Origin of the sequence: Antarcticibacterium arcticum (assembly GCF_007993795.1) — a bacterium.
GTDB classification, from domain to species: domain Bacteria; phylum Bacteroidota; class Bacteroidia; order Flavobacteriales; family Flavobacteriaceae; genus Gillisia; species Gillisia arctica.
In genome coordinates, this window is sequence record NZ_CP042476.1 from 1,113,008 (window position 1) to 1,127,012 (window position 14,005).

Annotated in this window: 8 protein-coding genes; 6 read left to right on the plus strand and 2 right to left on the minus strand. The window is 39.4% G+C overall.

The genetic code is table 11. The annotated features are described in order from the left end of the window. Positions 1 to 10: 10 nt before the first annotated feature. A complete protein-coding gene (treZ, locus tag FK178_RS04900) occupies positions 11 to 1,837 on the minus strand; it encodes a malto-oligosyltrehalose trehalohydrolase (RefSeq protein WP_146831564.1) in 1,827 nt (608 codons plus the stop codon). 177 nt (positions 1,838 to 2,014) lie between these two features. Here treZ and FK178_RS04905 point away from each other — a divergent pair, with 177 nt between their 5' ends. The 3 genes from FK178_RS04905 to glgB all read left to right on the plus strand — a co-directional run bounded on the left by FK178_RS04905 (position 2,015) and on the right by glgB (position 9,992). Then, a complete protein-coding gene (locus FK178_RS04905) occupies positions 2,015 to 3,985 on the plus strand; it encodes an alpha-1,4-glucan--maltose-1-phosphate maltosyltransferase (RefSeq protein ID WP_146831566.1) in 1,971 nt (656 codons plus the stop codon). An 18-nt stretch (positions 3,986 to 4,003) separates the two neighbouring features. Beyond that, positions 4,004 to 7,318 (plus strand): maltose alpha-D-glucosyltransferase, encoded by a 3,315-nt coding sequence (treS, locus tag FK178_RS04910; RefSeq protein ID WP_146831568.1) that lies wholly within the window; start codon positions 4,004 to 4,006, stop codon positions 7,316 to 7,318. A gap of 724 nt (positions 7,319 to 8,042) precedes the next feature. After that, a complete protein-coding gene (gene glgB / locus FK178_RS04915; RefSeq protein WP_240793914.1) occupies positions 8,043 to 9,992 on the plus strand; it encodes a 1,4-alpha-glucan branching protein GlgB in 1,950 nt (649 codons plus the stop codon). A gap of 42 nt (positions 9,993 to 10,034) precedes the next feature. Here glgB and FK178_RS04920 read toward each other — a convergent pair whose 3' ends face one another. After that, a complete protein-coding gene (locus FK178_RS04920) occupies positions 10,035 to 10,400 on the minus strand; it encodes a 4Fe-4S binding protein (protein WP_146831570.1) in 366 nt (121 codons plus the stop codon). A gap of 149 nt (positions 10,401 to 10,549) precedes the next feature. Here FK178_RS04920 and FK178_RS04925 point away from each other — a divergent pair, with 149 nt between their 5' ends. The 3 genes from FK178_RS04925 to FK178_RS04935 all read left to right on the plus strand — a co-directional run bounded on the left by FK178_RS04925 (position 10,550) and on the right by FK178_RS04935 (position 13,924). Next, the gene (locus tag FK178_RS04925; protein ID WP_146831572.1) at positions 10,550 to 11,608 is read left to right on the plus strand and encodes an acyl-CoA reductase; all 1,059 of its coding nucleotides are present in this window, start codon (positions 10,550 to 10,552) and stop codon (positions 11,606 to 11,608) included. 234 nt (positions 11,609 to 11,842) lie between these two features. After that, the gene (serC, locus tag FK178_RS04930) at positions 11,843 to 12,907 is read left to right on the plus strand and encodes a 3-phosphoserine/phosphohydroxythreonine transaminase (RefSeq protein WP_146831574.1); all 1,065 of its coding nucleotides are present in this window, start codon (positions 11,843 to 11,845) and stop codon (positions 12,905 to 12,907) included. Between the two features lie 54 nt (positions 12,908 to 12,961). Next, entirely contained in the window at positions 12,962 to 13,924 is a 963-nt protein-coding gene (locus FK178_RS04935) for a D-2-hydroxyacid dehydrogenase (RefSeq protein WP_146831576.1), read from the plus strand. Positions 13,925 to 14,005: the final 81 nt, after the last annotated feature.

Below are 14,005 nucleotides of genomic sequence, written 5' to 3' on the forward strand. Positions count from 1 at the left end.
TCATTATGAGTTAATACAAATTTCGGGATAATACCAGCATAGAGTGGGCGGGAATTTTTAATACCTCTCCGGAATTAAATGTAGGGGGGAAATTTGCTGAACCACCCCATTCTTTTCCCGCAGAAAAAATGACAGTTTTCCAATCATAATTTCCACCGCTTATCTCAGTTTCAAGCATCTCTCCCTTAAAGTTAAACACCGCAAAGAGATTTTGACCTTCTTTACCAATAATTTTTATATACTTTCCTTCTTCAGAAAATTCTATTTGTTTTTCCTTATTGCTGAAAGCTTTAAAAGCTCCTGTTTTTTTAAGATTGATGAGTTTTTTATAAAAATTGAATAGTGCTGTTTTATTTTGATCTTCCTTAAAATCCCAGTTTATTTTGGAAGCATTAAAAGTTTCTTCTTCCTGAGGATCCCAAAATTCTCCATCTCCCTTATCATAAAAATACTCAAATTCACGTTTTCTACCTTCCCTAACTGCTTTTACAAGATCCGGATCCCCGTGACTTACAAAATATTGAAAGGGGCGGTCTTCAGCAAATTCCTCACCCATAAATAACATGGGTATATATGGGGAAACAAGCATTACTCCTGCTGCCAGTTTAAGTTGCTCCAGAGAAATCATTTGTGCTAATCTGTCTCCCAACAAACGGTTCCCAACCTGATCATGATTCTGGATACTAATTACAAATTTAGAAGGTGGCAACTCCACTGGATTATTACCAACAGTCCTTTTTCTAAATTTTGAATAAACACCATCATATACAAAAGCCTGTTTAAAAGCTTTTGCCAGGTGGGCCATGGCGCCGTAATCCTTATAATACCCCTCCAGTTCTCCTGTTAAAATGCTATGTATTGAATGATGAAAATCGTCTACCCATTGTCCCTCCAGTCCAAAACCACCCTTTTCATAAGGGTTAATGATCTTCGTGTCATTAAGATCACTTTCAGCAATTAATATAAACCTGCGTCCTGTTTGCTTTTCAAGTTCATCTACATTCTGGCTCAATTCCTTTAAAAAATGCCTTGCACCCCTGTCAATTATCTCGTGAATTGCATCCAGACGTAATCCGTCAAAATGAAATTCTTCCTGCCACATCAAAGCACTTTCCAGAAAAAAGTTTCTCACTTCATCGGAATATTTATCATCAAAATTTATAGCACTTCCCCAGGGAGTTTTATATTTTTCGGTAAAGTATGGTCCAAACTGAGAAAGATAATTTCCTTCCGGACCTAAATGATTATACACGGCATCCAGCAGAACAGCAATTCCATGTTGATGACAGGTGTCTATCATTTTCTTTAAACCTTCTGCTCCACCGTAACTTTCCTGGACGGCATAGGGATAGGCACCGTCATATCCCCAGTTTCGGGAACCGGGAAATTGAGTTACCGGTAATATTTCTATAGTGTTAATTCCCAGTTCAAGAAGGTGATCAAGTTTGGAGATAACCCCTTCAAATGTTCCTTCGGGTGTAAAAGTCCCCACGTGCAGTTCATAAATTATCATTTCTTCCAGAGGGATTCCTTTCCAGGCAGTATCACTCCATTTATATGAATTGGGATCTGTTACCTTAGACCAATCATGCACCCCGAAGGCTTGGGAACGGGAAGCGGGATCTGGAAAAACCATTTCGTCATCAAGTGATAGTTTATATAAAGTCCCGGGGGGAATATCACTTAATTCCTGCTCCCAATACCCATGGGCAACTTTCAGTAACTGCTCCGTTCTTCCATCGCTTAACACAACCTTCACCTGTTTCGTAAAGGGCGCCCAAATGACAAATTTAGTCCCGTTATTTCCAATGTATTGCGCCCCTACCTTTTTTCTCATGAATAGTGTTTTTCTCCTCTCTCAAATCTAAGGAGGATAAAGGGGAAGTTTCAAGGTTTAGTATTTTTTTAACGGGGAAGTACCGGGCACTTGTCTAAATTTAAGATGTTTAAAATATCTCACTTCCCAAATTTCTAAGGAATTGCGGAAGCTGATAATGCACCAAAAAAATCATTTATGAATATAGAAGGCCATCAAAGAGTAAGTATTAATAATGTAAAACCTGAAATAGATTGCGGAAATACCCCGATAAAAAGAGTCACCGGTGAACCAATAGAAATCCTTGCCGATATTTTTGCAGATGGCCATGATAAGGTTGACGCAGTATTATTATATAGAAAAAAAACCGCGAAAGGCATTTCGCCTGAAAAATGGCAAGAAAAACCTATGCGTTTTGAAGGCAATGACCGGTGGAGTGCTACAATTTTTTCTGAAAATACCGGCATTTTAGAATATACCATCGAAGCCTGGGTAGATCATTTTTCAACCTGGCAGTATGGACTAAAGAAAAAATATGAGGCGAATCAGGCGCTTGAAACTGAACTTAAAATTGGGGCACAAATAATAAAGGATGCAATCCCGCGAGGCTCTAAAGAGCAAAAAAAGGAGTTGCAATCTTTTGTTGAACTCTTCGAAAAGGATGAGGATGAGGAGAGTGTTGTTGAGTTGGCCTTAAGCGATAAGGTCTCAAACCTTATGTACCGCACCCGGGACAGAAAACGGGTTACACGATATAATAAAACCTTACCGGTGCTGGTACAACGCAAAAAGGCTTTGTTTAGTTCCTGGTATGAATTCTTCCCCAGATCTACTTCCCCACATCCCGGAGAACATGGCACCTTTAAAACCAGCGAGAAAATTCTACCCGAAATTGCGAAAATGGGTTTTGATGTTATTTATCTGCCTCCTATTCATCCCATTGGTTTAAGTTTTAGAAAGGGAATAAATAATGCCCCCGAAGCAAGACCTAATGATCCCGGATCACCCTGGGCAATAGGTTCCAGCGAAGGCGGCCATAAATCTATTCATCCCCAACTTGGCGATATGGCCGATTTTAGGAGTTTTGTGAAAACTGCACAAGATCTTGGAATGGAAGTTGCTCTGGACTTTGCAATTCAATGCTCTCAGGATCATCCGTATGTGAAAGAACATCCTCAATGGTTTAAATGGAGACCGGATGGTACTGTACAATATGCCGAAAATCCACCAAAAAAATATCAGGATGTTTTACCTGTTAATTTTGAGACTGAAGATTGGGAAAACTTATGGCAGGAATTAAAAAGTATTGTCGAATTCTGGATAGATAAAGGAGTAAAGATCTTTAGGGTAGATAACCCGCATACCAAATCATTTATTTTCTGGGATTGGCTTATAAAGGATATTAACAGTCATTACGATGGGATCATTTTTCTTGCCGAAGCCTTTACCCGCCCAAGGGTAATGGAAAAACTGGCAAAAGTGGGTTTCACACAGTCCTACACTTATTTCACCTGGAGAAATTCTAAAAAAGAGTTTGAAGAATATCTTACAGAACTCACCCAAACAGAAATGCGGGAATACTTCCGGCCAAATTTCTGGCCCAATACGCCTGATATACTTCCAATTTCCCTGGAAGATAAGGAGGAACCTTCATTTTTAATAAGGCTGCTTCTGGCAGGAACACTTTCCTCAAATTATGGAATGTACGGGCCTTTATTCGAATTTGGATTAAATGAAGCCTATCCGGGAAAGGAAGAATATACGAGGTCTGAAAAATATGAGATTAAAAATTGGGATTGGTTTAAACCTTCGGGGATCAAGGAGGTTATAAGCCTTTTAAATAAAATTAGAAGAGAAAATGAAGCGCTTCAAACAACCTGGAACATCGAATTCTGTGAAACAGATAATGAACAGGTGATATGTTATACCAAAACCCTAAAGAAAAATAAACTCCTTATAGTTATAAGTTTTGATCCTGAACACAGCCAGTCGGGTTGGGTAAAAGTACCATTGAAGAATTTGGGTATTGAGGAAAACGAGCAATTTGAGGTTCTGGATTTATTGACAGATTCAAGATATGTATGGGAAAATGAATGGAATTATGTAGCATTGAATCCTACTCAAATTCCCGCCCATATTTTTAAAATAAATAAAATAACAGCAGGTTAATCAAAAAATAATTTCGCAATGAATAATCAAACAACCCCCGAAAACCAAATGTACTGGTATAAAGATGCCGTAATCTATGAGCTGCACATAAAAGCCTTTTATGATAGTAATGGGGATGGCGTGGGAGATTTTGAAGGACTATTGCAAAAACTCGATTACCTTGAGGATCTGGGCGTAACGGCAATCTGGCTTCTGCCTTTTTATCCTTCCCCACTTAGGGATGATGGTTATGATATTGCCGATTATTATACTATAAACCCTACTTACGGAGATATAAAAGGTTTCAAAAAGCTTATAAAAGAAGCCCACAAACGGGGCCTTAAGATCATTACCGAACTTGTAATAAATCATACCTCAGATCAACACCCCTGGTTTCAAAAAGCCCGCATGGCCCCACCGGGTTCTCCTGAAAGAGATTATTATGTATGGACAGATGATCCCAATAAATATAAAGATGCAAGAATAATTTTTACAGATACTGAGCCATCAAACTGGACTTGGGATCCCGAGGCCAAAGCATATTTTTGGCACCGGTTCTTTTCCCATCAACCCGATCTAAATTTTGATAATCCCCAGGTACAGGAGGAGATCTTTAAAATAATGGATTTCTGGTGTAAAATGGGTGTAGATGGTTTCAGGCTGGACGCGGTACCTTATCTGTTTGAGAGGGAAAATACCAATTGTGAAAATTTACCTCCCACCCATGATTTTTTAAAGAAATTAAGGGCGCATGTAGATAAGCATTTTGACAACAAACTTTTACTGGCCGAAGCAAACATGTGGCCCGAAGATTCTGTAGCCTATTTTGGAGATGGGGATGAATGCCATATGAACTATCATTTTCCTATCATGCCCCGAATGTTCATGGCTCTTAAAATGGAAGACCGCTACCCTATTATAGATATAATAGACCAGACTCCTGAAATTCCGGAATCCTGCCAATGGGCAATATTCCTAAGGAACCATGACGAGCTAACCCTTGAAATGGTAACCGATGAGGAAAGGGATTATATGTATAAAGTATATACTAAAGATCCACAAGCCCGTATCAATGTAGGAATTAGACATAGGCTCGCACCCTTACTTGAAAATAACCGGAGTAAGATTGAATTGATGAATGTGCTTTTATTTTCCCTACCGGGCACGCCGGTTATTTATTATGGTGATGAGATAGGCATGGGTGATAATTTTTACCTGGGCGACAGGGATGGGGTAAGAACCCCTATGCAATGGAGTGCCGACAGAAATGCTGGGTTTTCAGATGCCAACCCACATAAACTCTATCTACCCGTAATAATTGATCCTGAATACAAATATGAATCAATTAATGTTGAGGCACAAAAAATGAATTCGTCCTCCCTGTTATGGTGGATGAAAAGAGTTATAGGGATGCGAAAAAAGTTTAAAGCCTTTGGACGCGGCGATATAAATTTTCTTTCCCCGGCAAATGCCAAGATTATAGCCTATACAAGAACTTATGAGGATGAAGACCTATTGGTGCTTGCAAATCTTTCCAGGTTCTCACAGGCTGCCGAACTGGATCTTGAAGCTTATGAAGGCTTTACCCCGGTAGAAGTCTTTAGCCATAACAAATTTCCTAAGGTAACAGATCAACCTTATTTATTTACGATGGCCCCGCATGGCTATTATTGGTTTCTCCTGGAGAAGGAAAAAGATCATTTGGAGGAAATTGGCGAAACCCCGGAATTATTAGTGGCCGACTGGAATCACCTGTTTGATACCAAGACGCGGAATAATTTGGAAAATAATATCCTCCCGCCTTATTTACATTCATGCCGGTGGTTTGGAGGAAAATCACGTGTAATACAAAATATTACAATTGTAAACCACATCCAGATTCCTGTAAAGGACATTCCTGCCACACTAATTACCATAGAAATTAATTACAATGATGGCCTTCCGGAGGTATACCAGCTCCCTCTTGGTTTTGCAAATCATAAATATGAAGAGGTGATAAGGGATATTCCCAAAAAAGGGGTGATCGCAAAACTTAGATTAAAGGATGAAGAAGGGATCCTTTTTGATGCTGTTTACAGCGAAGAATTCAGAAATGTCTTATTTAAAAACATAAGAAAAGGACGGAAATTGCATAATAACTCGGGAAATCTGGTTTTTTATCACAGCCAGGGGAACGCTTCAATGGGAAAAGGAACTGTTCACTCCAAGATCTTAAATGCTGAGCAAAGTAATACCTCACTAATTTTTGACAATAAATATTTTCTAAAACTGTACAGGAAATTAGATGATACCATTAATCCCGATCTGGAGATCACAAAGTATCTCTCCGAAAAAACAGATTATCAAAATGCTCCTAAATTCGTAGGGGCAATAGAATATAATCCTGATCAAAAAAATATAATTGTATTGGGGATGATGCAGGACCTTATACCCAACCAGGGAGACGCATGGGATTACACGAAAGATTCACTGGAGCGGTTTTTTGAAAATGTGATGACATCTAAAGACAAAATTCCTGAAAAAGCTTCAGGCAAACTCACACAATCCTTAATTTATGAAAAGCTACCGGATGCCTTAAAGGAATTAATTGGAGTGGTATTTCCTGAAAGGCTACATTTAATGGGGCAACGTACTGCAGAAATGCATCTGGCCCTGGCGGCTCACCCCGAAGAAAAGAATTTTGAGCATGAACCTTTTTCCCTCCATTATCAACGCTCACTTTTTTCTTCCTTACAATCCCTTACCAGGAGTTCCTTTCAGAACCTTCAAAAAAACCTGAAGAATTTACCGCCCTGGTTAGAAGAAGAAGCCAGAGAAGTACTTGAAATGAAAAGTGATGTTCTTAAATGTTTTAAAAGGGTTTACATACATAAAATCCCAATTATGAAAATAAGGACGCATGGTGATTTTCACCTGGGGCAGGTACTTTGGACCGGGAAGGATTTTGTGATAATTGATTTTGAGGGGGAACCGGCAAGAACTTTTAGTGAAAGGAGATTAAAACGCTCGCCTTTACGTGATGTGGCGGGAATGGTGAGGTCATTTCATTATGCCGCTTACAGCAGTATTATGGAAACAGAATATACGCAACAGAGAAAAGAGGGACATCTTGAAGACTGGGCAGAGGTGTGGTATTTTCATGTCACAAGATTGTTCCTTCAGGGATATCTTGAAAAAGTGGGAAAAAGCAACTTTATTCCCGAAAAGCAGGAAGACTTTACCATACTTATGGAAACCTTTTTACTTGAAAAGGCTGTATATGAAATGAATTATGAACTTAACAACCGCCCCGACTGGCTCTTAATTCCATTGCGGGGTATAAAATCTATAATTGGGAGGTATCGAAATGGCTAAGAAAAGAGAATCGAACAGCAATATAAATAAGGAAAATAAAGCCGGACCTGCAAAGAAAACCATTCGGGAGGAGGATCTTAAAATGCCTGTAGCCACCGGAGATAAAAAAGTGGCCAAATCTCTTGAAGAAAAGTCCGAACCTTCTGCAGTTTCAAAAAAACCGGCAAAGGGTGAACTAACTGAAAATAAAAATAAGGCGGGAAAACCTAAAAAGGAACTTATTAAAAAAGAACCTTCCAAAGTAGAAAAAGACGTGTCTTCAAAAACACGTAAAGAAAAAGCAACTTCAGTTAAGAAAATAACAGGGACCGCTAAAAAAAAGATAAAGGATAATTCCACCCCTTCGCCGGCCAAAGATGAGTCAAAATCCCCAGGAATGGCCGCAGCGAAAAAACGTGAATCCTTGTCTAAGGAGAAAGCCACAAGAGAAGGAAAAACAGAAGAGAGTGCCACCTCATCATTTTCAGAAGACCTTAAAAATCAGGCGTTGGAAGCCGCACGTCAACTGGCTGATAAGTTTGTGCCCGATGAGGAAACCCGTTCTGAAATTTCCCGGATCGCAATGGAGATCCTGCCAGATAAAGAGGAGGTTGATAAATCTCTTTCCAAAATTCAAAAAGACTTTTCTCCGGAAATTGAACTGGTGAAGAAACTTAAAGATAAGATCATTCCTGAAGAGGAACTTCGGGATAAGGTGGATAAAATCAAAACCGCCGCAAAAAATATAAAGAACGCGAAGGATGAAAAAGCTGAAGAAAAGAAGTTTAAGGACACTTCGCTGATCTCCGACTATGACATTCATCTTTTTAAAGAAGGAAAACATTTCCACCTGTATAAAAAATTTGGTTCTCATCTTATGACTCAAAACGGGGTAAAGGGAGTTTACTTTGCCTTATGGGCCCCCAATGCAAAACAGGTTTCGGTAATTGGGGATTTCAATGAATGGAAAAAAATGGCCCATCCTATGAAATCCAGGCCAGATGAGTCCGGTATATGGGAAGTGTTTATTCCGGAAGCTAAAAAAGGAAGCTTGTACAAGTATTTTCTACGCTCCACTAATGGCTATGAGGCTGAAAAAGGAGATCCTTTTGCATTTATGTGGGAAACACCTCCAAAAACAGCCTCTGTAGTGTGGGATCTGGATTCTAAATGGAATGATGGGGAATGGATGAAGGACCGTAAAGAGAAAGCTGGAAAACCTGCTCCTGTATCTGTGTATGAAATGCATATAGGTTCCTGGAAAAGAGTGCCTGAAGATGGGTTTCGATCCCTTTCCTATAGGGAAATGGCTAAGGAACTTCCCGGTTATTTAAAGGAAATGGGGTTCACCCATGTAGAATTTATGCCGGTAATGGAGCATCCTTTCTTTGGTTCCTGGGGTTACCAGATAACCGGTTATTTTGCGCCCTCCAGTAGATTTGGTAATCCGCAGGATTTCATGTTCTTAATAGATGCATTACATCAGGCCGGTATAGGAATTATTCTGGACTGGGTTCCCTCCCACTTCCCTTCAGACCTGCACGGATTGCATTATTTTGACGGTACCTATTTATACGAACACGAAGATCCTCAAAAAGGATTTCATCCAGATTGGCAAAGCTATATTTTCAATTACGGAAGAAATGAAGTAAGGTCTTTCCTCATAAGCAACGCCTTGTTCTGGCTGGAAAAATTCCATGCAGATGGTTTGCGGGTAGATGCAGTAGCCTCTATGCTTTATCTTGACTATTCAAGGAAGCACGGGGAATGGGAGCCCAACAAGCATGGAGGTAATGAAAATCTGGAAGCCATAAGTTTTCTAAAGGAATTCAATGAGGTAGTTTACGCCGAATTTCCAGATGTTATTACTATTGCCGAGGAATCTACCGCCTGGCCCAATGTTTCCAAACCCACGTATATGGGAGGATTGGGATTTGGAATGAAATGGATGATGGGCTGGATGCACGATACCCTGGAATATTTTAAAAAAGATCCTATTCACAGGAAGCACCATCAAAACACGATCACCTTCAGTACAACCTATGCTTTTTCTGAAAATTTTATGTTGCCGCTTTCCCATGATGAGGTAGTATATGGCAAACAGGCTCTTCTCAATAAAATGCCAGGGGATAACTGGAATAAATTTGCCAATTTGAGAGCCCTTTATTCCTATATGTATGCACATTCAGGAACAAAATTATTATTTATGGGAGCCGAATTTGCACAAATTGAGGAATGGGACCATGACTCCAGTCTTGACTGGCACCTCACCGAACAAAATTCCCATAAAGGTATACAGCAGCTTATTTCCCGGTTAAACGAACTATATAAAACCGAACCCGCGTTGTACGAAAAGAGTTTTGAACACGATGGTTTTGAATGGGTAGATTTCAATGATACCGGGAACAGTGTAATAAGTTTTTTGAGAAAAGGGAATAACCATCTGGATACAATTCTGGTGGTTGCAAACCTAACTCCTGTAACCCGTGAAAATTACAGAATTGGTGTGCCGGAGGCAGGAAACTGGAAAGAGATATTTAACAGCGATAATGAAAAATATGGAGGAAGCGGTGTGAGGAATGAGGAAGTATTTCATTCCCAGAAGCTGCCATTGCACAATAAAAATAATTCAGTAGAAATAACCTTACCTCCAATGGCGGTGTTATATTTAAAAAAGAAAGCTATTCCCTTATAAAAAAGGGGAACCAATAAAAAATCCCGCAGCAGCGGGATTTTTTTATCGTAATGCAGAGCCATCACTGTGCAGGAATCTTTGTTTTGCAAGTAATTCCTCTTCAGTTTCCACATTGTCTTCATCTGGTACACAACAATCTACAGGACATACTGCCGCGCATTGGGGTTCATCATGAAATCCTTTACATTCGGTACATTTATCTGCAACAATGTAATAGATCTCATCGCTTAAAGGTTCCTGTGCGTCATTCGCATTTGCCCTGTGCCCATTGGGAAGGATCACGTTGCCTTCAAGGTCTGTTCCATCAGCAAAACGCCAGTCATCTGCCCCTTCGTAAATTGCAGTATTTGGACACTCCGGTTCGCAGGCCCCGCAGTTAATGCATTCATCTGTTATTTTAATAGCCATAGCTGTAATATTAGGTAAATTGACCCCAGATCATTCAGGAAGATCATAGGGTGGTAATTTTTAGTAATTTATAGGCGATTTTAAATTCATAACTTTTAATTTCGCAGTGCAAATTTAAAGCCAATTCACTTCATAACCAAATAAGCTTCATGACAATACAGCAGCGAAAAGACCATTTAGTTATGGTAGGTAAATTTTTAGGGCAATTCAAAGATTCCGGAATTGTTAAAGATGCATCTATTCCCAATAATGATGAGTTTTTTTTGCGCTTTGAAGAAGAAATAGATAGGGCTATTCATTATAATGGCTGGTTTACAAGAGAAAATGTGCTTTTTGCAGTGGAGGAATGGAGCAAAGCCCTTACCGAAGAGAATTTAGAAAGCTGGACCTCCCCTTACAACTTTACCAGGGATAACGTAAAAACCGTGGGTATCGTAATGGCGGGAAACATCCCTATGGTGGGATTCCACGATTTTATTTCCGTATTATTATCGGGCCACAGAGTTCTTGTGAAACAATCTTCCAATGACCAGCGATTATTACCTGTGATTGCAGATTATCTTAAAAGCCTGGATTCCGGGTATGAGGAGTTCATCTCATTTACAGAGGGAAGAATGCTCAATTTTGATGCGGTTATAGCCACGGGAAGTAATAATACTTCCAGGTATTTTGAATATTATTTTGCAAAGAAACCTTCCATTATCCGAAAGAATCGCAATTCTGTAGCCATTCTTACCGGCAAGGAAACTAACGAGCAATTGCAGGCGCTGGGAATGGATATATTCAGATATTTTGGATTGGGCTGTCGTAACGTCTCCAAGCTCTATGTTCCCCACGGCTATAATTTTGACCAGTTCTATAAAGCTATTGAACCCTGGTCTAAATTATTGGACCATGCCAAATATGCTAATAATTATGATTACAATAAAGCAGTTTACCTGATGAGCGAATTTAAATTCCTTGATAATGGTTTTCTGATACTTAGAGAATCCACCGATTTTGGCTCTCCAATAGCCACCTTATTCTATGAGACCTACAGATCTAAAGAGGAGCTTAATACTATTTTGGCAAATAAAAAGGATGATCTCCAATGCATTGTATCCCACAATTTTATTAGTGAGGAAATCCCATATGGAAAAACCCAATATCCACAGCTTTGGGATTATGCAGATAAGGTAGACACTCTGGATTTTTTACAAAAATTATAGGGGCTTTTAATTTATGCTTCAAACCATCAGGAAATAGTAAGTCCTTACCACTCTTTTCATTTTTATTTGAACTACCACTTTTGTAAATTGGCTGTTCACTATTATTATTTTAATAACATAATTTGGGACTGGATTTCCCATCTTTGTTAGAGTAAGAGATAATATAGGTTTCCGGGAATTTCCATATCCGGAAGTTTTTCAGCTTAAAATTTTAAATCATCTAAGAATCGTCCAATGAAAAAACATAACTATAGTGCAGGCCCCTGTATTTTACCACAGGAGGTATTTAAGGAAGCCTCCCAGGCAACCCTCGATTTCAACAATTCAGGTTTATCCATTTTAGAAATATCGCATCGCAGTAAAGATTTTGTAGATGTAATGGAGGAAGCAAGGAGCCTTTCCCTTGAACTTCTGGGACTTGAAGGAAAAGGTTATAAAGCCTTATTCCTGCAGGGAGGTGCCAGCCTTCAGTTTTTAATGGTAGCCTATAATTTACTTGAAAAGAAGGCTGCCTATTTGAATACCGGTACCTGGGCTGCCAATGCCATTAAAGAAGCGAAATTATTTGGAGAAGTAGATGTTGTTGCTTCTTCAGAAGATAAAAAATTCAGCTACATTCCTAAAAAGTATGATATACCTGCAGATGCAGATTATTTTCATTGCACCAGTAACAATACAATTTACGGTACCCAGATGAAGAAATTTCCGGCCACCAGGATCCCTTTAATCTGCGATATGAGCAGTGATATATTTTCAAGACAGCTGGATTTCTCAAAATTTGACCTTATTTATGCAGGGGCCCAAAAGAATATGGGACCTGCCGGTACAACCTTGGTGGTTATTAAGGAGGATATCCTGGGGGAAGTGAGCCGCAAGATACCCTCTATGCTTAATTACAAACTCCACCTTGATAAGGATAGTATGTACAATACCCCTTCAGTATATGCAGTGTACGTTTCCATGCTTACTTTGCGCTGGTTAAAAGATCTGGGGGGAATTTCAGCGATTGAAGAACAAAATAAAAAGAAAGCAGCCCTGCTTTATTCGGAAATTGACATCAATCCTTTGTTTAAGGGATATACAGCTGTTGAGGACAGGTCTATAATGAATGCAACTTTTACGCTGAGTAAAGAATCTCTTAAAGAGCGTTTTGACAGTATGTGGAAAGAAGCAGGTATTAACGGTCTTAACGGGCACCGAAGCGTTGGTGGATACAGGGCCTCCATGTACAATGCGCTTCCATTGGAAAGCGTACAAATACTTGTTGATGTGATGAGTGACCTTGAGCGAAAAGCATAAAGGCTGTATTTGCATTAAAATTCAATTACATTAAAAATTTAAATATTTATTTGAATGAAAGTTTTAGCAAACGATGGTATTTCTCAAAATGGAATTGATGCACTTGAGAAAGCCGGCTTTGAAGTGATATTAACAAAAGTTGCGCAGGAACAACTGCCTAAATTTCTTGCTGAAGAAAAGGTTGATGTCCTGCTGGTTCGCAGTGCAACCCAGGTAAGAAAAGACCTCATTGACGCCTGCCCCAATTTAAAAATAATTGGCCGTGGCGGGGTGGGAATGGATAATATAGATGTGGCCTATGCAAGAAATAAGGGAATAAAGGTTATTAATACTCCTGCAGCAAGTTCGGCTTCTGTGGCAGAACTGGTTTTCGCCCATTTGTTTGGAGGGGTAAGATTCCTTTATGACGCCAATAGAAATATGCCCTTAAGTGGTGATACAAAATTTGGGGAACTAAAAAAGAATTACTCAAAGGGTGTAGAATTACGTGGTAAAACCCTTGGGATAGTTGGGATGGGAAAAATTGGAAAGGAAGTTGCAAAAATAGCCCTGGGAATAGGAATGAAAGTGATAGGGAGTGATGATAAGGTAGGACATACAGATATTGCCCTGCACTTTTACAATGGCCAGATTGTAAATGTTCCTATAAAAACCGAACCCTTCAATGACCTGATAAAACATTCAGATTTTATCACATTGCATGTACCAGCACAGGAAAAACCGCTGATTGGAAAGCAGGAGATAGCACAAATGAAAGATGGTGTTGCTATTATAAATACTTCCCGCGGCGGAATTATAGATGAAGTTGCCCTGGTAGATGCACTGGAAAGCGGTAAAGTCTCATTTGCCGGCCTGGATGTTTTTGAAAATGAACCCACTCCCGCAATTAAGGTCCTTATGGACCATCGTATTTCCTTATCGCCTCATATTGGGGCCGCCACCAATGAAGCACAGGATCGCATTGGAACCGAACTTGCTGAACAGATCATATCTATACTTAAGAGAGAAGAGGCCTGATCTACCCGCAATAATAAAATTAAATGCTTCAGAATATACTTTTCTGAAGCATTTTTACATTCTCATAAAAGTTTATTGGTT